This window comes from Kitasatospora sp. RG8 (assembly GCF_017813315.1).
Taxonomy (GTDB): domain Bacteria; phylum Actinomycetota; class Actinomycetes; order Streptomycetales; family Streptomycetaceae; genus Kitasatospora.
In genome coordinates this window covers 33342-56777 of sequence record NZ_JAGIYX010000016.1, presented here as the reverse complement: position 1 = coordinate 56777, position 23436 = coordinate 33342, and the positions used below count along the sequence as shown (strand labels likewise).

At 71.3% G+C, this 23436-nt stretch carries 21 protein-coding genes; 11 read left to right on the top strand and 10 right to left on the bottom strand.

Annotation, left to right across the window (positions count from 1 at the left end; all coding sequences use genetic code 11):
* Positions 1–140 precede the first annotated feature (140 nt).
* Positions 141–1409 carry a hydrolase gene (locus J5Y04_RS23130; RefSeq protein ID WP_209414013.1) on the top strand — a complete coding sequence of 423 codons (1269 nt, stop codon included), beginning with the start codon at positions 141–143 and terminating at the stop codon, positions 1407–1409.
* 256 nt (positions 1410–1665) lie between these two features.
* Here the strand turns inward: J5Y04_RS23130 and J5Y04_RS23125 are convergent, their stop codons facing one another.
* From J5Y04_RS23125 to J5Y04_RS23090, 8 genes are all read right to left on the bottom strand, one after another.
* The gene (locus tag J5Y04_RS23125; RefSeq protein ID WP_209414012.1) at positions 1666–2340 is read right to left on the bottom strand and encodes a response regulator; all 675 of its coding nucleotides are present in this window, start codon (positions 2338–2340) and stop codon (positions 1666–1668) included.
* A 73-nt stretch (positions 2341–2413) separates the two neighbouring features.
* Positions 2414–4990 carry an ATP-binding protein gene (locus J5Y04_RS23120; RefSeq protein ID WP_209414011.1) on the bottom strand — a complete coding sequence of 859 codons (2577 nt, stop codon included), beginning with the start codon at positions 4988–4990 and terminating at the stop codon, positions 2414–2416.
* A 151-nt stretch (positions 4991–5141) separates the two neighbouring features.
* Positions 5142–5777 (bottom strand): K(+)-transporting ATPase subunit C, encoded by a 636-nt coding sequence (gene kdpC, locus J5Y04_RS23115; RefSeq protein WP_209414010.1) that lies wholly within the window; start codon positions 5775–5777, stop codon positions 5142–5144.
* Between the two features lie 16 nt (positions 5778–5793).
* Entirely contained in the window at positions 5794–7914 is a 2121-nt protein-coding gene (kdpB, locus tag J5Y04_RS23110; protein ID WP_209414009.1) for a potassium-transporting ATPase subunit KdpB, read from the bottom strand.
* Positions 7914–9575, bottom strand: coding sequence for a potassium-transporting ATPase subunit KdpA (kdpA, locus tag J5Y04_RS23105; RefSeq protein WP_209414008.1), 1662 nt, complete (start codon positions 9573–9575; stop codon positions 7914–7916). The genes kdpB and kdpA overlap by 1 nt, the downstream gene beginning before the upstream one ends.
* 1 nt (position 9576) lies before the next feature.
* A complete protein-coding gene (gene kdpF, locus J5Y04_RS23100; RefSeq protein ID WP_209414007.1) occupies positions 9577–9666 on the bottom strand; it encodes a K(+)-transporting ATPase subunit F in 90 nt (29 codons plus the stop codon).
* A 407-nt stretch (positions 9667–10073) separates the two neighbouring features.
* Positions 10074–12068: an APC family permease gene (locus tag J5Y04_RS23095; protein WP_245205266.1), complete on the bottom strand. Its 1995-nt coding sequence runs from the start codon at positions 12066–12068 to the stop codon at positions 10074–10076.
* A gap of 421 nt (positions 12069–12489) precedes the next feature.
* Positions 12490–14343, bottom strand: coding sequence for an APC family permease (locus J5Y04_RS23090; RefSeq protein WP_209414005.1), 1854 nt, complete (start codon positions 14341–14343; stop codon positions 12490–12492).
* A 343-nt stretch (positions 14344–14686) separates the two neighbouring features.
* Between J5Y04_RS23090 and J5Y04_RS23085 the strand changes: the two genes are divergently transcribed.
* Both J5Y04_RS23085 and J5Y04_RS23080 read left to right on the top strand, forming a co-directional pair.
* Positions 14687–15352, top strand: coding sequence for an HAD family hydrolase (locus J5Y04_RS23085; RefSeq protein ID WP_209414004.1), 666 nt, complete (start codon positions 14687–14689; stop codon positions 15350–15352).
* Between the two features lie 430 nt (positions 15353–15782).
* Entirely contained in the window at positions 15783–17081 is a 1299-nt protein-coding gene (locus tag J5Y04_RS23080) for a PIN-like domain-containing protein (RefSeq protein ID WP_209414003.1), read from the top strand.
* A 60-nt stretch (positions 17082–17141) separates the two neighbouring features.
* On the opposite strand, the gene J5Y04_RS23075 is transcribed toward J5Y04_RS23080, so the two are convergent.
* Both J5Y04_RS23075 and J5Y04_RS23070 read right to left on the bottom strand, forming a co-directional pair.
* Positions 17142–17828, bottom strand: coding sequence for an HAD family hydrolase (locus J5Y04_RS23075; RefSeq protein WP_209414002.1), 687 nt, complete (start codon positions 17826–17828; stop codon positions 17142–17144).
* Positions 17825–18673: a GntR family transcriptional regulator gene (locus J5Y04_RS23070; RefSeq protein ID WP_209414001.1), complete on the bottom strand. Its 849-nt coding sequence runs from the start codon at positions 18671–18673 to the stop codon at positions 17825–17827. The genes J5Y04_RS23075 and J5Y04_RS23070 overlap by 4 nt, the downstream gene beginning before the upstream one ends.
* Positions 18674–19152: 479 nt before the next feature.
* On the opposite strand from J5Y04_RS23070, the gene J5Y04_RS23065 reads away from it, so the two are divergent.
* The 8 genes from J5Y04_RS23065 (at position 19153) to J5Y04_RS23035 (ending at position 23401) form a co-directional block, all read left to right on the top strand.
* On the top strand, positions 19153–19434 hold the full coding sequence (locus J5Y04_RS23065) for a hypothetical protein (RefSeq protein WP_307853254.1): 282 nt from the start codon (positions 19153–19155) through the stop codon (positions 19432–19434).
* Positions 19431–20702, top strand: a complete 1272-nt coding sequence (locus tag J5Y04_RS23060) for a hypothetical protein (RefSeq protein ID WP_209414000.1) — start codon at positions 19431–19433, stop codon at positions 20700–20702. The genes J5Y04_RS23065 and J5Y04_RS23060 overlap by 4 nt, the downstream gene beginning before the upstream one ends.
* Before the next feature lie 72 nt (positions 20703–20774).
* Positions 20775–20897 (top strand): hypothetical protein, encoded by a 123-nt coding sequence (locus tag J5Y04_RS42955; protein WP_256463542.1) that lies wholly within the window; start codon positions 20775–20777, stop codon positions 20895–20897.
* Positions 20894–21139: a hypothetical protein gene (locus tag J5Y04_RS23055; RefSeq protein ID WP_209413999.1), complete on the top strand. Its 246-nt coding sequence runs from the start codon at positions 20894–20896 to the stop codon at positions 21137–21139. The genes J5Y04_RS42955 and J5Y04_RS23055 overlap by 4 nt, the downstream gene beginning before the upstream one ends.
* On the top strand, positions 21139–21312 hold the full coding sequence (locus J5Y04_RS23050) for a hypothetical protein (protein ID WP_209413998.1): 174 nt from the start codon (positions 21139–21141) through the stop codon (positions 21310–21312). Before J5Y04_RS23055 ends, J5Y04_RS23050 begins: the two co-directional genes overlap by 1 nt.
* 137 nt (positions 21313–21449) lie before the next feature.
* Positions 21450–22094 carry a hypothetical protein gene (locus J5Y04_RS23045; RefSeq protein ID WP_209413997.1) on the top strand — a complete coding sequence of 215 codons (645 nt, stop codon included), beginning with the start codon at positions 21450–21452 and terminating at the stop codon, positions 22092–22094.
* Positions 22095–22115: 21 nt separating this feature from the next.
* Positions 22116–22538, top strand: coding sequence for a hypothetical protein (locus J5Y04_RS23040; RefSeq protein ID WP_209413996.1), 423 nt, complete (start codon positions 22116–22118; stop codon positions 22536–22538).
* Entirely contained in the window at positions 22538–23401 is an 864-nt protein-coding gene (locus tag J5Y04_RS23035; protein WP_209413995.1) for a hypothetical protein, read from the top strand. Before J5Y04_RS23040 ends, J5Y04_RS23035 begins: the two co-directional genes overlap by 1 nt.
* Positions 23402–23436: the final 35 nt, after the last annotated feature.

Sequence of the window (23436 nt, the reverse complement as noted above, 5' to 3'; positions counted from 1 at the left end):
CGGCCTCCGGCGGCGCGGCCCGACCCGATACGACTAATGCCCGCCTCCCGGCGCCCCGCGCCCGCGCCCCATAGGCTCGACGCTCATTGATCGGGACGGACCGGGCAGTCGGACGGGCCAGCGCGAGAAGGAGCCGGGCGATGGACAGCGCAGCCGCCGACGGGCACTCCGGACCCGGCCCGGCGGCCAACCCGCTCGGGCACGGCCCCGTCCTGCTGCTCACCGACGCCCGGCTCGCCGACGGCCGGGTGGTGGACGTGCGGATCAGCGGCGACCGGATCCAGGCCGTCGGCACCGCCGGCAGCCTCGGCCCGCTGCCCGCCCTGCCCGGCACCCCCACCGCCACCACCGGCGCCCGGATCGACCTCAAGGGCTACCTGCTGCTGCCGGCCCCGGCCGAGGCGCACGCCCACTACGACGTCGCCTTCTCCGCCGCCCTGCCCAGCCCGCCGCCGGAGACCCCCGCCGACCTCACCCGGCGGGTCACCGAGGCCGCGCTCACCTCGCTCGGCTACGGCGCCACCGCCCAGCGCACCCACGTCCGGATCGGCGACGTGCATGGGCTGCGCCGGCTGGAGGCCGTGCTCACCGCCCGGCAGGCGCTGCGCGGGCTCGCCGAACTGCAGGCCGTCGCCATGCCCCGGCTGCTCACCGGCCGGGCCGGGGCGGACAGCCGGGCCCAGTTGCGCGACGCCCTCAAGCTGGGTGCGACGGCGGCCGGCGGCTGCCCGGAGCTGGACCCGGACCCGGCGGGGTACGTCCAGGTACTGCTGGAGGCCGCCCGGGAGGCGGACTGCCCGGTCGACCTGCACACCACGGGCGCCGACCCGGTCCAGCTGGCCCGGCTGGCGAGCGCGCTGGCACCGCTGCGGCCGCGGGTGGTGCTCGGCCCGTGCGGATCGCCGGCGCCGGGCGCCGCGACGGTGCTGGCCACCAGCGGCGTCCGGGTGGTCTGCCTGCCGCAGAACGGCCGCTGCAGCGGGCTGGAGGGCCGGGCCGCCGAGCAGCGACCGGGGCTGCTGCGCGAGCTGCTGGAGGCCCGGGTGCCGTTCGCGGCGGGCAGCGGCTCGCTGCGCGACCCGGCCAACCCGGTGGGGCGGGCCGATCCGCTGGAGGCCGCGTACCTGCTGGCGGCGGGCGGGCTGATGGCGCCGGAGGCGGCGTACGACGCGGTGGCCAACCAGGCGCGGGCTGCGCTCGGACTGCCGCCGGTCCGGGTGGACGCCGGGTTCCCCGCGGAGCTGCTGGCGGTGCGCGGGGACAGCCTGGCGGGGGCGCTCGCGGGCGGGCACAGCCGCCTGGTGGTGCACAGCGGACGGGTGGTCAGCCGGACCAGCGCGGTGCGGGAGTTCGCCGACACGGTGGTGCTGGCGCTGCCCCGGCAGTCGGGGAGCACGGGCGGGGGCTGACGGGGTGGGCTGACGGAGTGGGGGCTGAGCAGGTGACGGGGCGCGCGGTGTTGTCCGCGCGCCCCTCCCCACCTGCTGGCCGCCGCCGGGGCGGCGGAGCGGCCCCAGGCATCCCCCACACGGAGCGGGGCCGCTCCCTCACCGCTGACGCTACGCCCGCCAACGGGCCGTCCCGGCCGGTCTTGACGCCCTCCTGTCGTCCGCCGGCCTCCCCCTGACGCTCCTTTGACGCTTCTCCGGGCCGGCCGGAGCGGCCTCAGGGCTCGTAGCGGTAGCCGATCCCGGGCTCGGTGATCAGGTGGCGCGGCCGGCCCGGGTCGCGTTCCAGCTTGCGGCGCAGCCCGGCCAGGTAGACCCGCAGGTAGTTGCCGTGCCCCTCCTGCGCCGGACCCCAGACCTCGCGCAGGATCTGCCGCCCGGGCACCAGCCGGCCCGGGGCGGCGAGTAACAGGGCGAGGATCCGCCATTCGGTGGGGGTCAGCCGGACCGGGCCGTCGGGGCCGGTCACGGTGGTGGCGGCGAGGTCCACGGTGTGGTCGCCGATCACCGCCGCGGCCGGGGCGGGGCCGCCCGGCGGCCGGCGCAGCACGGCGCGCAGCCGGGCCAGCAGCTCTTCCATCAGGAACGGCTTGGTGAGGTAGTCGTCCGCACCGGCGTCGAGCGCGTCGACCTTGTCGGCGGCGCCGGAGCGGCCGGAGAGCACGATGATCGGCACGGCGCTGCGGCGGCGCAGGCCCCGGATCACCTCCATGCCGTCCAGGTCGGGCAGGCCGAGGTCGAGCAGGACGGCGTCGGGCGTGGTCTGCGCGGCGCGGTCCAGGGCCTCGCCGCCGCTGGCGGCCGTCCGGACGGCGTACCGGCGGGCGCTGAGGTTGATCCGCAGGGTGCGCAGCAGCGCCGGTTCGTCGTCGACGATCAGGATCTCGCTCATGCGCCCACCTCGCTCCGCTCGACGGTCGCTTCGCGAGACGCGCACCACCGGACGACTCGCTCGCTCCGCTCGCTCATGCGCCCACCCCTCCTGCCCGGTCGTCCGGGCGGTTGTCGTGAACGGTCTGCGCGGCGGGCAGGGTGAGCAGCATCGTGGTGCCGCCGCCGGGGGTGTCCTCGACCTCCAGGCTGCCGCCCATGGCCTCGGCGAGGCCGCGGGAGAGCGCGAGCCCCAGGCCGACGCCGGTGGTGTTGTCGGTGTCGCCGAGGCGCTGGAAGGGCAGGAAGACGCGGTCGCGGTCCTCTGGGGCGATGCCGGGGCCGCGGTCGATCACCCGGACCTCGACCCGTTCGGCGTGGTGGCTGGCGGCGACCAGCACGGGCGCACCGGGGGCGTTGTGCCGCAGTGCGTTGGTGACGACGTTGGCGAGGACGCGCTCCAGCAGCGGCGGGTCGGCCAGCACCGCCGGCACGGTGTCGAGGTCGAGCGGCTGGACGGGCGCGTACGGGTCCGCCAACGAGTCCAAGGCCCTGGGCAGGATCTCGTCGAGGTGCGTCTCGGCGAGGTGGAGGGTGAGGGCGCCGGCCTGGAGGCGGCTCATGTCGAGCAGGTTGTCCACCAGCCGGGTGAGCTTGACCAGGGACTCGTCGGCGGTGGCGAGCAGCTCGGCCTGGTCCTCGGGCGAGAACTCGACGTCCGGGCTGCGCAGCGAGCCGACCGAGGCGAGGGCGGCGGCCAGCGGGGTGCGAAGGTCGTGGCTGACGGCGGCGAGCAGGGCGGTGCGCATCCGGTCGGCGGCCTTGATCGGCTCGACCTCGGCCGCGACCACGGCGAGCCGGTCACGTTCCAGGGCGGCGGCGACGTGCGCGGCGAAGGCGGTGAGCACGCGCTGGTCGGCGGCGGGCAGCCGGCGGCCGGTGAGGACGAGCACGGCGTCGGGGCCGACCGGGATCTCGGTGGTCTCCCCCGGCTGCGCGGGCCCCGGGCCTGCCTCGCCCTCCCCGTCGCAGCGGGCCAGCACCTCGCCGCCGGTGCGTTCCAGCAGGGCGACGGAGTCCATGCCGAAGGCCGTCCGGGACTTCTCCAGCAGTGCGGGCAGCGCGTCGGCGCCGCGCAGCACGCTGCCGGCGAGGGTGGAGAGGGTTTCCGCCTCGGCGGTGGCCCGGGCGGCCCGGGTGGTGAGCCGGCTCGCGTGGTCGACCACGGTGGAGACGGCCAGCGCGACGGCGGCGAAGACGACCAGCGCGACGATGTTGTTGGTCTCGCCGATGGTCAGGGTGTGGACGGGCGGGATGAAGAAGTAGTTCAGCAGCACCGAGGCGACGACGGAGGCCAGCAGCGCCGAGGTGGCGCCGCCGAGCAGGGCGACGATCACCACGCCGAGCTGGAAGATCAGGGCGTCGGTGGTGAGGTTGACGGTGTGGTGCGCCTGCGAGAGCACCGCGGTGAGCAGCCAGGGCAGGACCAGCCCGGCGACGTACCCGGCGACGGTGCGGCGCCTGGAGTGTCGGCGTCCGAGCGAGGGCAGCCGGCCGCGGCCGGTGAACTCGTGGGTGACCATGTGGACGTCGATGTCCTCGGAGGCGTCCACGGTGGTCTCGCCGATGCCGGGGCCGGTGAGGAAGCGGGTGATCCGGCCGCGGCGGCTGGTGCCGAGGACCAGCTGGGTGGCGTCGTGGGCGCGGGCGAAGGCGAGCAGCGCGGTGGGGATGTCGTCGCCGACCACCACGTGGTAGGTGCCGCCGAGGGTCTCGACCAGTTGCCGCTGCTGGGCGAGCGCGCCGGAGGAGGCGCCGGCCAGGCCGTCGCTGCGGGTGACGTGGACGGCGAGGAGGTCACCGCCGGCGGTGCGGTCGGAGATCCGGGCGGCGCGGCGGATCAGCGTCTCGCCCTCGGGGCCGCCGGTGAGGGCGACCACGACGCGTTCGCGGGTCTCCCAGACGCGGTCGATGTTGTGGCTGGCCCGGTAGTCGCGCAGCCCCTCGTCGACCCGCCCGGCCACCCAGAGCAGCGCGAGCTCGCGCAGGGCCGTCAGGTTGCCGACCCGGAAGTAGTTGGAGAGCGCGGCGTCCACCTTCTCCGCCCTGTAGACGTTGCCGTGGGCCATCCGGCGGCGCAGCGCCTGGGGGGCCATGTCGACGAGTTCGATCTGGTCGGCCCGGCGGACCACCTCGTCCGGGACGGTCTCGCGCTGGGGGATGCCGGTGATCTTCTGGACGACGTCGTTCAGCGATTCCAGGTGCTGGACGTTGACGGTGGTGATGACGTCGATCCCGGCGTCCAGCAGCTCCCCGACGTCCTGCCAGCGCTTGGCGTGCCGTCCGCCGGGGATGTTGGTGTGCGCCAGCTCGTCCACCAGCACCACCGCCGGGCGCCGCTTCAGCACCGCGTCGAGGTCCATCTCCTCGAACTCGGCGTCGCGGTAGGAGCGGGTGAGCCGGGGGACGGTCTCCAGGCCGGTGAGCATGGACTCGGTGTGCCGCCGCCCGTGGCACTCGATGAAGCCGACCACGACGTCGGCGCCGCGTTCCCGTCTGCGCCGGGCCTCGTCCAGCATCCGGTAGGTCTTGCCGACACCGGGGGCGGAACCGAGGTACACCCTCAGCCGGCCGCGGCGGGGGCCGGTGCCGGGGGTGAGGTCGCGGGCCATGGGCGCTGCTCTTTCGTCTTCTTCGTACGAGGGTCGTCTTCTTCGCACGAGGGTCAGGGCGTACGTCGGCCGACCCGGGCGCGGGGTGGTTCCCCGGCCCGGGTCGGCCCGTCTCACCGGTCCAGCCGGTCGGCCGTCACTTTCGCCGGCCTCACTTCTGCTGTGCCAGTGCGGTGTTGAGCAGGACGACGTTGACGCCCTGCTGTCCGAGGAAGCCGAGCGAGGGGCCCTCGGTGTACTTCTCGATCAGCTTGTTCAGCGTCTCGGGCGAGACGTTGCCACGGATCCTGGCGACCCGGTCGACCTGCTCCTTGGCGTAGGCCACGGAGATGTGCGGGTCGAGGGCGGAGCCGGAGGCGGTGACGGCGTCGGCGGGCACGCTCGCCGGGTCGACGCCGTCGAACTCGGCGACGGCCTTGCGGCGGTCCTCGACCGTCTTGGTGAGGTCCTCGCTGTTCGGGCCCAGGTTGGAGGCGCCGGAGACCTTCCCGTCGTACTTGTTGGCCGACGGCCTCGGCTGGAACCACTTCGGGTCCGGGACGGCCTCCTCGTCGGCGTCGTCCGGGTTCTTCTTCGGCAGGTCGTAGCTCTGGCCCAGCAGGCTGGAACCGATCTCCTTGCCGTCGGCGGTCCTCACGATCGAGCCGTTGGCCTTGTCGCCGAACACGGCCTGGCCGATGCCGGTGACCAGCAGCGGGTAGGCGAGGCCGAGGATCACCGTCATCACCAGCAGCATCCGCAGCGCGGTGAAGTGCGTGCGCACGGTGGTGGGCAGGGGCTTGGACATCTGGGGTTCTCCTCTCTCAGCTCAGGCCGGGGATGAACTGGACGACGAGGTCGATCAGCTTGATCCCGACGAAGGGGACGACCAGCCCGCCGAACCCGTACAGCCCGAGGTTGCGGCGCAGCAGGGAACTGGCGTCCGAGGGGCGGTACTTGACGCCGCGCAGGGCGAGCGGGATGAGGCCGACGATGACCAGGGCGTTGAACACGATGGCCGAGGTGATCGCGGACTGGGGGCTGTGCAGGCCCATGACGTTGAGCTTGTCCAGGCCCGGGTAGACCGCGGCGAACATCGCCGGGATGATCGCGAAGTACTTGGCGACGTCGTTGGCGATCGAGAAGGTGGTCAGCGCGCCGCGGGTGATCAGGAGCTGCTTGCCGATCTCGACGATCTCGATCAGCTTGGTCGGGTTGGAGTCCAGGTCGACCATGTTGCCGGCCTCCTTGGCCGCCATGGTCCCGGTGTTCATCGCGACGCCGACGTCGGCCTGGGCGAGGGCGGGGGCGTCGTTGGTGCCGTCGCCCGTCATCGCGACCAGCTTGCCGCCGGCCTGCTCCTTCTTGATCAGGGCCATCTTGTCCTCGGGGGTGGCCTCGGCGAGGAAGTCGTCCACGCCGGCCTCCTCCGCGATCGCCCTGGCGGTCAGCGGGTTGTCGCCCGTGATCATGATGGTCTTGATGCCCATCCGGCGCAGCTCGTCGAACCGCTCCCGCATGCCCTCCTTGACCACGTCCTTGAGGTGGATGACCCCCAGGACCCTGGCCGGGGCGGTGCCCGCCCTGGCGGCGACCACCAGCGGGGTGCCGCCGGCCGCGGAGATGCCGTCCACCAGGGTGGAGACCTCGTCGGTGACGGTCCCGCCGTTGCCGGTCACCCAGGTGGTGACGGCGGCGGCCGCGCCCTTGCGGACCTGGTGCAGGCCGTCGGCCTCGTCGAGGTCGACGCCGGACATCCGGGTCTGCGCGGTGAACGGCACCCAGGTGGCGTGCGCCAGCTCGCCCTGGGCGCGGGCCCGCAGGCCGTACCCGGTCTTGGCGAGGACGACGATCGAGCGGCCCTCCGGGGTCTCGTCGGCCAGCGAGGAGAGCTGGGCTGCGTCCGCCAGCTCCTCGGTGGAGACGCCGGCGGCGGAGAGGAACTCGGCGGCCTGGCGGTTGCCGAGGGTGATGGTGCCGGTCTTGTCGAGCAGCAGCGTGTTGACGTCACCGGCGGCCTCGACCGCGCGGCCGGACATCGCCAGCACGTTGCGCTGCACCAGCCGGTCCATGCCGGCGATGCCGATCGCGGAGAGCAGCGCGCCGATCGTGGTCGGGATGAGCGCCACGATCAGGGCGACCAGCACGATCATCGACTGCGGGGCGCCCGCGTAGGTGGCCATCGGCTGGAGGGTGACGACCGCGACCAGGAAGACGATGGTCAGCGAGGCCAGCAGGATGTTCAGCGCGATCTCGTTCGGCGTCTTCTGCCGGGCCGCGCCCTCGACCAGCGCGATCATCCGGTCGATGAACGACTTGCCCGGCTCCGAGGCGATCCTCACCACGATCCGGTCCGACAGCACCTTGGTGCCGCCGGTGACGGCGGAGCGGTCGCCGCCGGACTCGCGGATGACGGGCGCGGACTCGCCGGTGATCGCCGACTCGTCGACGGAGGCGACGCCCTCGACGACGTCACCGTCGCCGGGGATGATCTGCCCGGCCTCGACCACCACGTGGTCGCCGAGGCGCAGCGCGGTGCCGGGGACCTCCTCCTCGCCCTGGCTCTTCGGCCAGTCCAGCAGCCGGCGCGCCATGGTGTCGGTCTTGGTCTTGCGCAGCGTGTCGGCCTGCGCCTTGCCGCGGCCCTCGGCGACGGCCTCGGCCAGGTTGGCGAAGACCGTGGTGAGCCAGAGCCAGACGGTGATCGACCAGGCGAACACGCTCGGGTCGGCTATCGCCGCCACGGTGGTGACCACCGAGCCGACCTCGACCACGAACATCACCGGGTTCTTCACCATCACCCGGGGGTCGAGCTTCTTCACCGCGTCGGGAAGGGAGGACACGATCAGCTTCGGGTCCAGCAGGCCGCCGGAGACTCTGTGCGGCGCCGCCGCGGCGGGCGCCTCCGGCTGTGCGGCCGGCTTGTCGGTAAGGGTGGACGACATCAGGAGAGACCTTCCGCGATCGGCCCGAGGGCCAGGGCCGGGAAGTAGGTGAGGCCGACGACGATCAGGACGACGCCCGACAGCAGGCCCACGAACAGCGGCTTGTGGGTGGGCAGGGTGCCCGGGGTGGCGGGGACGGGCTGCTGCTGCGCGAGCGAGCCGGCCAGCGCCAGGACGAAGACCATCGGCAGGAACCGGCCGAACACCATCGCCAGGCCGATCGCGGTGTCGTACCAGTCGGTGTTGACGGTGATCCCGCCGAACGCCGAACCGTTGTTGTTCGCCCCCGAGGTGAACGCGTACAGCACCTCGGAGAAGCCGTGGGCACCGGAGTTCAGCATCCCGGCCCGCTCGCCCGGCAGCGCCATCGCCACCCCCGTGCCGATCAGCACGATCGTCGGCGTGGTCAGGATGTACAGGGAGGCGAACTTCATCTCCCGCCCGCCGAGCTTCTTGCCCAGGTACTCCGGGGTGCGCCCGACCATCAGACCGGCCACGAACACCGCCACGATCGCCAGGACCAGCATCCCGTACAGGCCCGAGCCCACCCCGCCGGGCGCGATCTCGCCCAGCATCATGTTGAACATGGCGATCCCGCCGCCGAACGGCGAGTACGAGTCGTGGAAGGAGTTCACCGCACCCGTCGACGTCAGCGTCGTCGACGCCGCGAACAGGCTGGACGCCGCGATGCCGAACCGCTGCTCCTTGCCCTCCATCGCCGCACCGGCCGCCTGCATCGCCGCGCCGGAGTGCTGCGCCTCGAAGAAGGTGATCAGCGCGACCGAGGCCGCCCAGAACAGGCCCATCACCGCGACGATCGCGTAGCCCTGGCGGTGGTCGCCGACCATCCTGCCGAAGGCGCGCGGCAGCGCGAACGGGATCAGCAGGATGAGGAAGATCTCCAGGAAGTTGCTCAGCCCGGTCGGGTTCTCGAACGGGTGCGCCGAGTTGGCGTTGTAGAAGCCGCCGCCGTTGGTGCCCAGCTCCTTGATGACCTCCTGCGAGGCCACCGGCCCGCCCGGGACCGCCTGCGGGTCACCCACCAGGGTCGCGACCTCGTGGAAGCCGTGGAGGTTCTGCACCACCCCGGTCGCGACCAGGGCGAGGGCGAACACGACCGACAGCGGCAGCAGCAGCCGCAGGCAGATCCGGGTCAGGTCCACCCAGAAGTTGCCCAGGCGGTCCGTCCGGTTGCGGGTGAACCCGCGGACGAACGCCGCCACCACCGCGATACCCACGGCGGCGGACACGAAGTTCTGCACCGCCAGACCGGCCATCTGCACCAGGTGCCCCATCGCGGCCTCGCCGCCGTAGGACTGCCAGTTGGTGTTGGCGACGAACGAGATCGCGGTGTTCCAGGCCTGGTGGCCCTCCATCTGCGGAACGCCCAGGCTCAGCAGCAGGTGGCCCTGCAGGCGGATCAGGCCGTAGAGGAAGAGCACCGAGACGGCCGAGAACGCCAGCACCGAACGCAGGTACACCGGCCAGCGCTGGTCGGCGTCACCGTCCACGCCGATCACCTTGTACAGGCCGCGCTCGACTCTGAGGTGCTTGGAGGTGGTGAGGATGCGGGCGATGTAGTCGCCCAGGGGGCGGTAGCACAGGGCCAGGGCGCCGACCAGCGCGAGGACCTGCAGCCAGCCCGTGAGAGTGGAGCTCATGTCAGAACTTCTCCGGGTAGATCAGCGCCACGACGAGGTAGCCGACGAGGGCGACGGCCACGAGCAGACCCACGATGTTCTCGACGCTCATGCGCCCACCTCGCTCCGCTCGGCGGGCGCTTCGCGCCACACGCCGCCACTGATGGTTCGTTCGCTGCACTCACTCACAGCTTCTCCACCCCCCGCGCGATCAGGGCGATGACGGCGAACACGGCGACCGTGACACCGACGTAGATGAGATCGGACATGGGCTCCACCACAGTGGTTCGGGGGTGGCCGCGAGCGCCCTCTGCGGGGCCCGTGCGGCGCCGGCGGAGGGCCGGCAGAGCCAGCCAAGCGCCTGCACGGGGCGTCACCGCGGTTCTTGACGCCCTCCATACGGATCCCGTTCGCTTGTTGACGAGGTCCATACGGGACCGCTCCCGGGCCGGCCGCGCCGGGGAACACGCCGAAGGGCCCCGGACAGCGCGGTGCTGTCCGGGGCCCTGGTGCGAGGTGTCAGGCGTTCTCGGGCGCCGGCAGCTTCTCGTACTCCGACCGCGCAGCCGGCTCACCGCGCCGGACCGCGCCGGGGGCCCGGCGGGACGGGTGGTACGCCTTGCTGGAGGAGGTGAGCTGCCACGGCACGCTGATCACCATCACGCCCGAGGTGAACAGCAGCCGGCTCTTCAGCCAGAGCGCCGACTGGTTGTGCAGCAGGTGCTCCCACCAGTGCCCGACCACGTACTCGGGGATGAACACCGCCACCGCGTCGCGCGGGCTGCTGCGGCGGTACTCGCGGACGTACTGGACGACCGGCTTGGTGATCTCCCGGTACGGCGAGGCCAGAACCTTGAGCGGCACCTGGACGTCCAGTTCCTCCCACTGCCGCTCCAGCTCCTGGGTGGCGTCGTTCTCGACCGCGACCGTCAGCGCCTCCAGCGAGTCCGGCCGGAACGCCTGCGCGTAGCCGAGCGCCCGCAGGGTGGGCTTGTGCAGCTTGGAGACCAGCACGATCCCGTGGACGTTGGACGGCCGCACCGACTCGGCGTTCGGGTCGTCCACCGCCAGTTCCTCGGCCACGCTGTCGTAGTGCCGGCGGATGCCGCGCATCATCACCCAGAGCACCGCCGCAGCGACCACGGCCAGCCAGGCGCCCTGCGTGAACTTGGTCAGCAGCACGATGACCAGCACCAGCGCCGTGGTGACCGCACCGAAGGCGTTGATCACCCGGGAGCGCTGCGCCGAGCCGCGGACGGCCGGGTCGGTCTCGGTGCCCAGCACCCGGTTCCAGTGCTTCACCATCCCGATCTGGGAGAGCGTGAACGAGGTGAAGACGCCCAGGATGTAGAGGTGGATCAGGCTGGTGACGTCCGCGTCGTACAGCCAGAGCAGCCCGCCGGCCACCACCGCGAGCGCGATGATGCCGTTGGAGAAGGCGAGGCGGTCGCCGCGGGTGTGCATCTGCCGGGGCAGGTAGCGGTGCTCGGCCAGGATCGAGGCCAGCAGCGGGAAGCCGTTGAACGCGGTGTTGGCCGCCAGGATGAGCACCAGCGCGGTGACGGCCTGGATGAAGTAGAAGAGGAAGCTCTGGTCCCCGCCGAAGATCGCGGCCGCCAGCTGGGCGATCACGGTCTGCTGCGGCGCGGTGTGGCAGTCCCCGGGGAAGCCGGTCAACTGGCAGGCGTCGTCGGTGATGTGCACCTTGGACATCAGGGCCAGCGCGGTGATGCCGACGAACATGACCACGGCCGTGGTGCCCATCACGGCCATCGTGGCGGCGGCGTTCTTCGACTTGGGCGCGCGGAAGGCCGGCACGCCGTTGGAGATCGCCTCGACGCCGGTCAGCGCCGTACAGCCGGAGGCGAACGCCCGCAGGCCCAGCATCAGCAGGCCGAGGCCGGCCAGGGTGTCCTTCCCGTCCACCGGCAGGACCCCGTACGAGGCGCTGGCCGCCACCGGGGTGTGCCCGAAGGCCGCCTTGACCAGGCCGGTGACCACCATCAGCACGATGCCGCCGATGAACAGGTACGTCGGCGCCGCGAAGGCCTTGCCGGACTCCCGGACCCCGCGCAGGTTCATCGCCGCCAGCAGGACGACGAAGCCGACCGCCAGCTCGACCCGGTAGTCGGCCAGCGAGGGCAGCGCCGAGATGATGTTGTCGACGCCGGAGGCCACCGACACCGCGACCGTCATCACGTAGTCGACCAGCAGCGACGCCGCCACCACCAGGCCTGAGTTGGCGCCCAGGTTGCGGGACACCACCTCGTACGAGCCGCCCCCGCTCGGGTAGGCGTGCACGACCTGGCGGTACGACATCACGACGACCGCCATCAGCGCGACCACACCGGCCGCGACCCACGGGGTCAGGTACAGGAAGGCGGTGCCACCGACGGTGAGCACCAGCAGGATCTCCTGGGTCGCGTAGGCGACCGAGGAGAGCGGGTCGGAAGCGAAGATCGGCAGCGCCAGCCGCTTGGGGAGCAGCGTCTCGCCCAGCTCTTCGCTGCGCATGGCCTTGCCGATCACTAGGCGCTTGAGCGCCTGGGGCACGTTGAACACATGGGCGAGCGTAAGGGCGTTTATCGGGGTGGCAATAAGCCTCGACGGAGTACCGGGCGGGCCCTGCACGCCCATTGGGCGGAGTGTTCCCGCAGGTCGCAGCCGCTATGTGCGGGACCTTTCGGGGCGGGCGGGGGCGTTTCGAGGGCGTTAAGCCCCCCCGTTAAGACATCGTCAAGATATGACGATCGGATGGGATGATTTGGACATTTCCGTTCATATCTCCCCCTCGGCCCCTGCCCCGCCGTGCCGCTCCCCGCACCGCCGCTCCCCGCACCGCACCACGTCGCCGCTCCTCGCCCCGCACCGCACCACGTCGCCGCTCCTCGCCCCGCACCGCACCACGTCGCCTCGCCGCTCCCCGCCCGCCCCGTCACATCCGCATCCGGAGCCGGCAGACCACCGCGTCGGTGTGGCGGCGCAGGGCCCGGTCGATGACGGCGCCGCGCCGGTTCTGCAGCGCCCGCTGCCAGAAGCGGACCGGCTCGACCTCGGGGATCAGCACGGTCAGGCGGTCGTAGGTGTGCTCGCCGTCGGCGGCGAGGTCGTTGACGAAGGCGGCGATCGGCGGGCCGAGGCGGCGGTGGCCGTCGGGGATCTCCACCAGTGGCACGCCCGGCTGCCAGAGCTCCCAGTCCCGGCGCAGCGCCTCGGCCTCGGCGGGGTCGTGGACGACGGTGACGGCGAGGACCTCGTCGCCGAGGGAGAGGGCGGCGGAGAGGGCGTCGCGGGTGAGGCGGGTGATGGCGGTGACGGGGACGAGGACGAGGACGAGGCTGCGCTGCGGGGTGAGGGGGCCGGGGACGTGGCCCAGTTCGAGGTGTTCGCCGATCCGGGCGTAGCTGCGGTGGATCGCCTCGAAGAGGAGGACGAGCAGGGGCAGGGCGAGGCAGATGCCCCAGGCGCCCTCGGTGAACCTGGTGCCGGTGACGACGAGGGCGGCGATGCCGGTGAGGAGGGCGCCGAAGCCGTTGAGGGCGGCCTTGGCGTGCCAGTGGGCGGGCCGCTGCAGCCACCAGTGGCGGACCATGCCGACCTGGCAGACGGTGAAGCCGACGAACACCCCGATGGCGAACAGCGGGACGAGGCGGTTGACGTCCCCGCCGGATCCGGCCAGCAGCACGGCGGAGACGGCGGCGAGGAAGAGGACGCCGTGGCGGTGGACCTGCCGGTCGGCGCGCAGGGCGAAGACGTGCGGCAGGTGGTTGTCGCGGGCCAGGAGGTGGAGCAGGACGGGCAGCCCGCCGAAGGAGGTGTTGGCGGCCAGGCCGAGCAGGACGACGGTGGCGAACTGTACGAGGTAGAAGCCGGCGCCGTGGCCGAGCGAGGCGTCGGCGAGCTGGGCGAGGACGGTGACGCCCTCCACCGGCTGGAGGTGGAAGCGGCCGATCAGCACCGCCAGTCCGATCAGCATCACGCCCAGCAGCGCGCCGAGCGCGACCTCGGTGTGCTGGGCGCGCTTGACGCCGGGCGTGCGGAAGGAGGGGACGGCGTTGGCCACCGCTTCCACGCCGGTCAGCGCCGAGCAGCCGGCCGCGAAGGCCTTGAGCAGCAGCAGCGCGCCCACGGTGGTGGCGTTGCCGGCCAGCGCGGAGGCGTGTCCGGCGGCGGCCTCGGTGCTCGCCGGCGCGTCCCGGAACAGGCCCGCCACGATGATCGCCAGGATCGAGAGCACGAAGACGGCGGTGGGCGCCATGAACCAGCGCGCCGACTCGGCGATCCCCCGCAGGTTCACCGCCGTGACCAGCGCGAGCACGCCCAGGCAGAGCCAGACCCGGTCGTCGTACAGGCCCGGCACCGCGGAGGTCAGCGCCGCCACGCCGGCCGTCACCGACACCGCCACGTTCAGCACGTAGTCGATCACCAGCGAGGCCGCCGCGGTCAGCGCCGTCCGCCGCCCCAGGTGCGCCTTCGCCACCGCGTACGAGCCGCCGCCGTCCGGGAACGCCGCGATCACCTGCCGGTACGAGGCCACCAGCACCGCCAGCAGCACCGCGATCGCCGCCGTCACCGGCAGGGTGAAGCCCAACCCGTACGCCCCGGCCGCCGCCAGCACCAGCACGATCGACTCCGGCCCGTACGCCACCGACGCCATCGCGTCCAGCGACAACGCGGCCAACCCGCCCCACGCGGTGAGGCGGTGACGCTCGTCCGGATCGGAGGGCCGGGCGGCACCGGGCGGCTCGGGCTCGGCGGTGACGGCCTGGGCGGCGACGGGGCTGGACATCGAACGGAACCTCCGCGGTCGGGCTACTGCTCCCGATCCTGCGGGCCGTGCACCCCCGCGCTCCGCTCCCCTACGCGTTCTTGACGCCGCGACGGCGGCCCTTGACGCCGTTTTGAGGGGGGAGGTGGACGGGGGCGGGCGGACCGTTGTCCCGGCGGGCGCCGGTTGGGAAGACGATCAGCTCGTACGGAGGACTCCCGGCGCATGCTGACACGTCCGGGACTGCTCAGCGGGGAGGCTGAAAGGCCGCGCCCGCCCCCTGGGGAACACTTTGCTGCCTCATCGAGGTAATTGCAAGCTATGTGCAATAACGCGCGGGCCACCCCTGCACTACTCTCCGCACATGAACCGTCACCCTGAGCCCCTCCTTCTCATCGACCTCGACCACACCCTCGTCGAGCGCGACGGCGGTGCGGACGCCTGGACCCCCGCCTTCTGCACCACCCACGGACTACCGGCCGACGCGGCCCCCACCGTCTTCGCCCTGTTCCGCGCCGACCCCTCGCCCGCCGGCTTCACCCGGATCGCCGCGCACTACGGCCTCACCCACACCGGCCGGGCCCTCTGGAACGCCCACGTCGCCCACGAGGCCGCCCGCACCCACCTGCTGCCCGGCGTCCCCGACGCCCTCGCCACCCTCCGCGAGGCCGGCTGGACCATCGGCGTCGTCACCAACGGCCACACCGACATCCAGCGCGCGAAACTCGCCCGCACCGGCCTGCTCCCCGCCGTCGACGCCGTCTGCGTCTCCGAGGAGGCCGGCGCCCGCAAACCCGCCCCCGAGATCTTCCACCTCGCCGCCGCCCGCCTCGGCCGTACCCTCACCCCCGCCGACTGGATGGTCGGCAACAACCCCGCCACCGACATCTGCGGCGCCCACGCCACCGGCCTCCGGTCCATCTGGATCACCCCCGCCCCGCCCCCGCCGCTCCCCCCGTCGCACCCCGTCCCCACGCACACCGCCCCCGACACACCCGCCGCCGCCACCCTCCTCCTCGCCACCCGCTGACCCCCGTCAGCCCGGAAAACAGAACCGGCCCGAACAGCGTTTCCGCTGTTCGGGCCGGTCTGGTAATCCAGTGGCTGGTGCAGGGTTCGAACCTGCGTAGCTTGCGCGACAGATTTACAGGCCGCTGACGAGGGGCGTTCTGACCTGCGGACTCTTGATCACGGACCGGATCTGGTCCGCGCCTGGTCCGGATCATGGTCCGGCAGCCCCCACCAACCCGACTCATGACCACTCCGCGCAGCCATTCGATTGCAGCGCAACTGAGAGCACGGCCACCGCTCCTTGCGCTTCGCCATCTTGGGTCGCTCCACCTTGGCGCCCAAGCGTCAACGCCGTCGAGCGCGGCCCGCGATCAACATGGCCCAACAGGCCAACTTCCGCCCCAACTATCGGTAGAATCCCGCGCATACCGCATCCAGGAGGGGACCGAATGACGATGCGCGAACAGTTTAGCGAATACTACTCACCGTCCGACGAGGAGTATCTGGAATATCTATCCAACGGAGTGGTATCGCTAGACACCAACGTCCTACTCTCCCCCTACAGAATGGACAGCCAAGCCCGGGGGCAGCTCTTTTCAATCCTAGAGTTCCTGGCTGAGCAAATCTGGATTCCCCATCAGGCCGCATGGGAGTTCTTCAATAATCGGCCAAACGTACTCGCAGGAGAGGATAAGGTCTACCAGAAACTCGAAGCGCCACTAATAGCGGCAAAGAAGTCACTGGAAGACCACATCAAGACCCTCCAGGGTCACTCAATCGTCACCACCGAAAAGCAACAAAAGATCACACGCGGACTGGATGATCTGATCGAAGAAGTAAAATCACTAAGTAATCAGCGAGATTCAAAGCTCGAAGAAGCCCTTCGCATCGACCCAGTCCTCAATCGATGGGAATATCTCCTTTCCGGAAGGATCGGGGAGCGCCCAGATGCCACCCGCCATGCAGAGCTCAATGCATTGGCCGAGGAGCGAATTAAGTCCGGCCTCCCCCCGGGCGGCAAGGATGCGGACAAGGGAGTCAATGCAAACGGCGATGCCATTCTCTGGCTCCAGCTAATTGAGCATGCGCAAGAGGCCCAACGGCCAGTTCTCCTAGTGACTGACGATATCAAGGAAGACTGGTACAGGCGCCAAAGCGGCCAGACTATCGGCCCTCGAACCGAGCTCGTTCGAGAAATGCGCTCGACTGCCGAGGTGGCCTACTACCAACAGCCTCTCTCCGGATTTCTGAGGCGCGCCGGGAAAGCCCTGTCCAAGCCTGTCTCGGAAGAGACCATCAAGCAGACAAAGCACCACAGCGCGCGTGCGGCCACAATGCACTACGAAAGCATCGTGGTGAGTGAAATCCTCAGCCTCCACGAGCAGGGCCTTGCGCCGATGGTGCAGCGACTTGACACGGACAATGGGATTGACCTAATTGTGACGGCTGATTCGACGACTTTTGCCATTGTGATCAAATATCAAAGCCATGTCGCGAGCGCAGCAACCGTCATGCGCACGATCAACAGCCTGCCGCCAAACCTCCATGCATTGCCGATCGTAATTAGCAATGTTCCTCTCACTGCTCAGGCCGCAGCAATCATCACGGAATGGCGCGGACACCGCCGCCAAAAGCCCCAGTGGATCCATTGGGATCCTGCGACGATGCCGTCAAGCGAATTTCACTTGAGCTTCCTTGCCTCACTTCAAGAAGCAAGGGAGAGTCGCCTCAACAACAAGTGGACGTAAAAATATCACTTGGGCGCGAGTGGTGCCACTCTCACAACTCGCATGCAAGAACTTTTAACGTCAAATAAGAACATTCGCCAATGCCTGCATTGAGTCAACTATCACAATAGCACCGGCCGCCGCCAGCTTTTCCTCCTTGCCAGGTTTATTGGCATAGCCGACCGTAGGAATTCCGGCCGCTTTCCCAGCCTCAACATCACGGGCCGCGTCGCCGATGAAGATGCACTGCTCTGGCCTGGTGCCCGCAGCCTCCATGGCTTCGAGCAGGAGGCGTGGGTTCGGCTTCATGGAGGAGGGGTCGCCCGGGGCGCGTCCGAAGACACCAGCCACGTAGCCGCTGAGGCCGTGCTCGGCGAGGTAGACCGTGATGGCCGCGCCCCCGTTGTTGCTGACCACGGAGACGAGGCGACCGGAGCGGGCAGCAGCACGCAGGACCGATTCTCCGCCCGGGGTCGGGCGGGCTACCCGAACGGCTTCGGTCTCCAGCGCAGCCAGCTCAGCGTCCGTGCTCTCCGTGAGCTCGGGTCGGGCTTCTGAGATCAGCCGGAGCAAGGCGAGCGGGTCGGTCTCCTCCTCCGCGCCAGCCGGGGCCTGCTCGCCAGCGGTGAGCAGGCCCTCGCGGAGTTGCCGAGCGACCTCCGGAGCAGGGAGGCCGGCAAAGACCGAGCACACAGGGCCGTCGAAGTCGAGCAGCACGTGCTTCACCTGCCGCAGCACGTCAGCAAGTTGCCGAGGCGTCGCGATCATGACTGCCGCTCGTAGGCGATCGTGCTCCACACGCTGTCGAACCACATCTGGGCCTGCTGGACGTACTGCGACCCGAGCGAGGCGTCATCCGGGCCGGCGGCGTGGTGGAACAGGGTGGTGTCCTTGCCGGTCACGTCGTAGAAGGTGTGGGCCGCGTCCGCGATCGTCACCGTGCGCTCGCGGAGCGGGTAGAAGCCGAAGAACGCCTCCGCGCGGTTCAGGATGTACAGCTTGAAGAGGCTGGACGCCCGGTGCACCTTGACCTGCACGCTCGCCTTCTGGACCAAGCCCAGCTCAGCCAGCATCTCCACCGAGTGCGCGATCCCGCCGGCGTTCGTCAGCGCGATATTGCGCGCACGCTGCCGGAGGGCTTCCTCGTCCTGGAGCCCGTCGACCAGGACCGGCACGGCCATCGGCGCCGTGGTGTCCGGCAGCAGTAGCCGGATCGTGATGGACTCCGGCGCCAGGCGGCCGGAGCGAACCTTGTCGAGCGGCTCCTGGAGCGCGTTGTGCAGCGTCTCGCTGGAGAACCCAGCGAAGTCGAGGGTCACCTGCTGCTGCTCGAAGGCCGCCTCAAGGTGGGGCCGAAGCCCGACCGGCCGAGAGGTCCTCTCCCGGACGAAGGACCCGCTCCCCTGGCGGGTCACGATCAGCCCCTCGATGCGGAGCAGGTCGAGCGCCTTGTCCACCGTGCCGCGCGCCACGCCGAAGTGCTTCGCCAGCTCAGGGCCGGAAGGAAGCTTGTCGCCGGTCTCGAAGCCCGGCTTCTTCGTGAGGATCGAGGCCCGCAGAGTGCTGCTGACCTGCTGATACGGGGGGCGCGAGTCATCCGGGTCTAGGGCCATGGACCAATGCTAGGGCAGGTGCCCAACAGGCGCGAGAAACCCAACTCTCTTGACCTGCCTAAGCAGGTTGTCTATGTTGTGAGTGCCGCACCAAGTGAGACAGGGGCGACACAGAGGGGCCTTCTTTGGGCTGCTCTGAGCTGCACGAATGCGCCTATGGGGATAGGCGAAGGGGCCCGGGGCAGATCGGGCCGAGGTCGACCGCGCCTTGGCATGCGGATGGCATGGACCGAGAGGTCCGCGTCTGCCTTGAAAGACGCCCCCCGCCAGTTCACCGCCGAGCTCCTCGGCCCCGGACCGGCGCGGTCTCAGCGAACGAGTGTCTTTGGTCCCTGATCCGTGCCGCCTGCGGCGGGTCGGGGGTCATGGCTGCTCGTGACGTGACGAGTAGCTGGCCCCGGATTCGGGGCCGCCGCGCTTTCCTTGGCCGGGCGCGCGGCAGCCCCTGGGGCCCACCTCCCACTGGAAGAGGTAGACCCGTGAAGTCGATTGTTGCAGGTCAACACGCCTTGGGCACCGAGGAGTTCGGGGAGCTGGCGTTGGGTGTGGACGAGGAGCTGTTCGCCGGCGTGGTCGGCGAGTCGGCGATCGAGCGCCAGGCCCGGTTGGACGTGGCGTACGCGGTGCTGGCGGACCTGCGCCGGGAGGACCCGGAGCTGGCTGCCTACGCCGAGCAACAGATGAGGATGGCGCCGGTGCTGCCGTTGCGGCGTCCGGTAGTCGCCCGTTGCACCGCCAGCGTCGAGCGGGTGGCGGCGTGAGCGGCCTGGGCGACTACCGCGCCGAGCGGCGGGCCGACCGTCAGGCCGACCGCGCCGACGCCCGAGCGGACCGCCGGGACGAGCGCGAGCAGAGCCGGCTGGACGCCGAGGCGGCCCGCAAGCGGCGGGAATCCGACCGGCGAGCCGCCGAGGAGGCCCGGGACCGGCGACGGGCGGCGCGAGCCGCGCGCCTCGGCCGGGCGACCGGGTGGGTGACGGCCAACCCTTCGCGAGCGTTCGTCCGGTTCGTGCAGGCCTGCTCGATCGTGCCGGCCGTGGCGTCTCAGGTCGCCGCGCTCGACCACGCCGAGGTGTACCTGCTGCTCGCGGTGCTGCTGGCCGCGATGCTGGAGGGCGGCGCGTGGGCGCTGGTCGCTATGGGCGCCCAGGCCGAGGGCGAGCGCTCCACCCGCACCTACCGACTCGGCGCATGGGCGGCCGGCGCGGTCGCCGGGGGCATCAACTTCGCCCACGGCTGGCAGCAGTACCCCGCGCACCACTGGGTCGCGTTCGTGCTGGCCCTGTCCAGCATCGGCGCCGTCTGGCTGACCGACCTCCAGACCCACGGCGGCCGCGGCCCGACCACCGCCGAGAAGAAGCAGGCGAGGGAACGGGCCGAGCACGCCCGCCGCCGCTCCGAGCACCACCCCGAAGTCCGGGAAGTCGCCGACCGCCTGCTGTCCGCCGCCCCGTTCGGCGAGCTGCTGGCCGACGAAGCGTGGCGGATCGCGTGGGAGTACGTCCACGGCGTCACCGTCCCCGGCCTGACGGCCGACCTGCTGGCCCAGCGGCTCAATGCCCGCGCCCGGGTGGCGGAGCTGAGCACGCTCCCGGCGCCCGCCGATCTGTGGCCGGGAATGCCCGACGACCCGTTCCCCGCCCTCACCCTCCCGCTGCCCTCCGGGCCGTCCGACGGCGTCTACCTCGACACCGTTCCCGACGACTTGCGGAACGCTTCCCCGATCATGGTCGAAAGCCTGGAAGCCCTTTACGGAACGGGGTCATACGTACCCGCACCCGATTCCGAGGCGCCCAGGGCAGGCCGCACGGACGAGGCTGTCGGGAACGCTTCCGGCGTCGCCGGGGAACGCCTCCTCGACCCGGTCGACCTCACCAGGATTCGCGTCCTGGCCGACGACCTCGCCTCGCGCGGCCAGGAGCTCACCACCAAGAAGGTCCGCGACGCCCTCGGCTGCCGCAACGACTACGCCGTGCGCCTGCGCCGCCACGTCGACACCGAGCGCAACAACCCGCCGACCGCCGCCTGAGCGTCCGCGGCGAGGACACCTACCCCCCCTCCCCCAGATTCGCCCCACCACGCGCACATTGAGGGAACTGTCATGACCCTGACCAGAATCGCATCCCCCATCCCGCCCATCACCGAAGCGGACCGCGCCCACGCCGCCGGCGCCGCCGCTCGCCTGCTCACCCGTCTCGTCGGCGCGAAGGGCGGTGCCCGGTGAACACGCTCAAGCAGGTGCCCGGCCTGGGCACCGCCCGCCTCGACCACGGCTGCCTCGCCTACCGCCTCGCCGAGCCGCTGACGATCGATGAGGTCGCCGGCCTGCTCCGCGAGACCTGGTGCCGCCGCCTGACGGTCTCCGACGCCTCCGCCGACGGCGAGCGCCCCGCCGAGTTCCGCGCGCTCTGCGAGCTGGACGGAGAGCCGTTCGTCCTCGTCGGCCGGATCGGGGAGGGCACCTGATGTTCGGCATCGGCAAGAAGCAGTCCGCCCAGCCCCAGTCCCGCCAGCAGCGCAGGGCGAAGGCCGTCCGCAAGGCCGACCGCGCCGGGAACGCCGCGATCGACGCGCTCCCCACCAGCCGCAGCATCACGAACTGGCGGCATACCCCGGACGCCTCGCGGCGATCTTCCTGACCCTCCCCGGGCCCGGCCTCCCCGGCCGGGCCCCTACCTGGAGAACTCGCCATGGACTGGCTCCTGAGCCTGCTCTACCCGATCCTCGCGGTCGGTGCTGGTGTCGCCGTGTGGCTCCTTCGCCGGGAGGAGAACCGGTGACCACGCCCCCGCCACCGCCACCGAACTACGCGCCCACAACCGGGCTGCCCACCACCTGGTGGTCCCAGACCTCCGCCGCCGTGTGGACACCCGAGCGCATCACCACGGCCGAGGCCGCCCAGGCCCGGCTGGCCGCATCCATGGACGAACTGAGCCGCAGAATCACCGAGACCCCCGAGGAGCGGCGCCGGCGCGAGCGCGCCGAGAACGACGCGATCCGCGCCGCGGCGGGGGAGAAGCCCGGGCAGCGTGCCGCCCGCCACCGCATCGAGGACCGCCGGGCCCAGCGCGCCGCCTCGCGGCTGTGGAAGGCCGACCCCGGGGAGCGCGCCCGCCGCTTCCGCCGCTGGTGCGTCCTCACCGCCCTGTCCGCATCCGCTGGCTACTCGGTCGGCCTGGTCCAGTGGGTCAGCACCCTGCCGCCCCTGGTCACCGGGCTGTTCGCACTGCCCGCCGCGTACTGGCTGGACCTGCGCATGCGCGGCGGCGTCCGCGACGCCGTGCGCCTGTCCGGCCTGCGCGGCGCCCGCCCGATCTCCGCCGTCGTCCTGGCCCGCGTGCCGGTCTCCTCCGTCCTCGCCTCCCTGCTCCACCTCGATGGCTTGCCCGCCGACACCGGCCACCTCTTCCACCACCACTGACACACAAGGGAGTCCATCACCATGACCGAGCTCTTCGGCGCGTTCGGGTCCGGCGGCGTGTGCCTGGCCATCGCGGTATGGGTGATCATCGGCCATCGGGGCAAGGGCAAGCTGGCCGAGAAGCACGAGGACAGCCACACCGCGTGGTGGATGATCCTCTTCGGGATCTTCGCCGCCGGGGCCGGGCAGGCGTTCAGTGCCCCGGGCCAGGTAGGGGAGGCATTCACCCACGCCTTCACCTCCCAGTCCGCCGCGTTCGGCTCGGTCGGCGTCGGCGCCGTCGCCGCGATCCTGACGCTCATCCTGTTCGGCACCAAGCCCCGCCCGATCCTGGACAGCATCCTCGGCGCCACCGTGCCGAGCGTGTACGCCGCCGCCGGCGGACTGTGGGCGCTCCCCCTCACCGTGGTCGGCTCGGTGATCAAGTCCATGGTCGGTGCCTGATGAAGCGCTACCTCGAAGGCGTCTCGCTGGCCGCGCTCTCCCGGGGCAACCGGCGCATGCTGGCCCCGCTCAAGGCCCGGCACCAGGACGCCAAGGCCGAGCACGTCGAGGCCCTGGCCGCGTGGCAGGAGCGCCGCGCCAAGGCCCGGGAGATCAAGGAACCCGAGAAGCGCGCGGCGGCCCTCGAAGAGCTCAAGGGGGAGCGGCCCACCCACCCCGTCCTGGTCGCCGCCGGATGCACCGTGGTCGCGGCCGTCGTCGCCTGGCCGATGCTCCACGGCCGCCACACCGTCGTCGTCGCCGGCGGGCTCACCCTGTGGGTACTCGTCGCCCTGGCCCTCGGTCAGACCACGCCGGAACAGGCGGAGCAGCCCCCCGCCGGCGCCCCGGACGTCGCCCCTGATGGCGGCGCCGAGGAGGACCAGGACGAGCCCGAGGACACCGCGCCGACCGGTCCGACTCCTGCCGACGTGCACCGCCTGGTTGCCTCCCGGACCGTCGGTGGCACCTCCCTCCTCCTCACCCGCATCACCGCCGAACTGGCTCCCTATCACCCCGGCTGGGAGCCCTCCACCAAGGCTGTCCGGGCCCTTCTCGCCGAGGCCGGCATCCCAGTCCGCGAGGGAGTGCGCACCCCGGACGGCAACGGCCCCGGCGTCCACCACCAGGACGTGCCCGCTCTCCCCTCCCCCTCCGCCCCGGCCCTCGCTCCCAGCGTTGTTGCCAACGTTGGCCCAGGTCGCAGCGCCAACGCCAACGCCAACAACACCGACGAGCCCGCCGGCCGAGAGGGGTTCGTCCTACAGGCCGACCCTGACAACCCCGCCCGCACGATCGTCGTCCACACCGCCGACGCCGCATGACCCCCTGGACACAGCACGAAGCCCCGCAGCAACCG

Coding starts and splice junctions, on each gene's coding strand:
- J5Y04_RS23130 (WP_209414013.1), top strand. CDS start 141: ATGGACAGCGCAGCCGCCGACGGGCACTCCGGACCCGGCCCGGCGGCC.
- J5Y04_RS23125 (WP_209414012.1), bottom strand. CDS start 2,340: ATGAGCGAGATCCTGATCGTCGACGACGAACCGGCGCTGCTGCGCACC.
- J5Y04_RS23120 (WP_209414011.1), bottom strand. CDS start 4,990: ATGGCCCGCGACCTCACCCCCGGCACCGGCCCCCGCCGCGGCCGGCTG.
- kdpC (WP_209414010.1), bottom strand. CDS start 5,777: ATGTCCAAGCCCCTGCCCACCACCGTGCGCACGCACTTCACCGCGCTG.
- kdpB (WP_209414009.1), bottom strand. CDS start 7,914: ATGTCGTCCACCCTTACCGACAAGCCGGCCGCACAGCCGGAGGCGCCC.
- kdpA (WP_209414008.1), bottom strand. CDS start 9,575: ATGAGCTCCACTCTCACGGGCTGGCTGCAGGTCCTCGCGCTGGTCGGC.
- kdpF (WP_209414007.1), bottom strand. CDS start 9,666: ATGAGCGTCGAGAACATCGTGGGTCTGCTCGTGGCCGTCGCCCTCGTC.
- J5Y04_RS23095 (WP_245205266.1), bottom strand. CDS start 12,068: ATGCGCAGCGAAGAGCTGGGCGAGACGCTGCTCCCCAAGCGGCTGGCG.
- J5Y04_RS23090 (WP_209414005.1), bottom strand. CDS start 14,343: ATGTCCAGCCCCGTCGCCGCCCAGGCCGTCACCGCCGAGCCCGAGCCG.
- J5Y04_RS23085 (WP_209414004.1), top strand. CDS start 14,687: ATGAACCGTCACCCTGAGCCCCTCCTTCTCATCGACCTCGACCACACC.
- J5Y04_RS23080 (WP_209414003.1), top strand. CDS start 15,783: ATGACGATGCGCGAACAGTTTAGCGAATACTACTCACCGTCCGACGAG.
- J5Y04_RS23075 (WP_209414002.1), bottom strand. CDS start 17,828: ATGATCGCGACGCCTCGGCAACTTGCTGACGTGCTGCGGCAGGTGAAG.
- J5Y04_RS23070 (WP_209414001.1), bottom strand. CDS start 18,673: ATGGCCCTAGACCCGGATGACTCGCGCCCCCCGTATCAGCAGGTCAGC.
- J5Y04_RS42955 (WP_256463542.1), top strand. CDS start 20,775: ATGACCCTGACCAGAATCGCATCCCCCATCCCGCCCATCACCGAAGCG.
- J5Y04_RS23050 (WP_209413998.1), top strand. CDS start 21,139: ATGTTCGGCATCGGCAAGAAGCAGTCCGCCCAGCCCCAGTCCCGCCAG.
- J5Y04_RS23040 (WP_209413996.1), top strand. CDS start 22,116: ATGACCGAGCTCTTCGGCGCGTTCGGGTCCGGCGGCGTGTGCCTGGCC.
- J5Y04_RS23035 (WP_209413995.1), top strand. CDS start 22,538: ATGAAGCGCTACCTCGAAGGCGTCTCGCTGGCCGCGCTCTCCCGGGGC.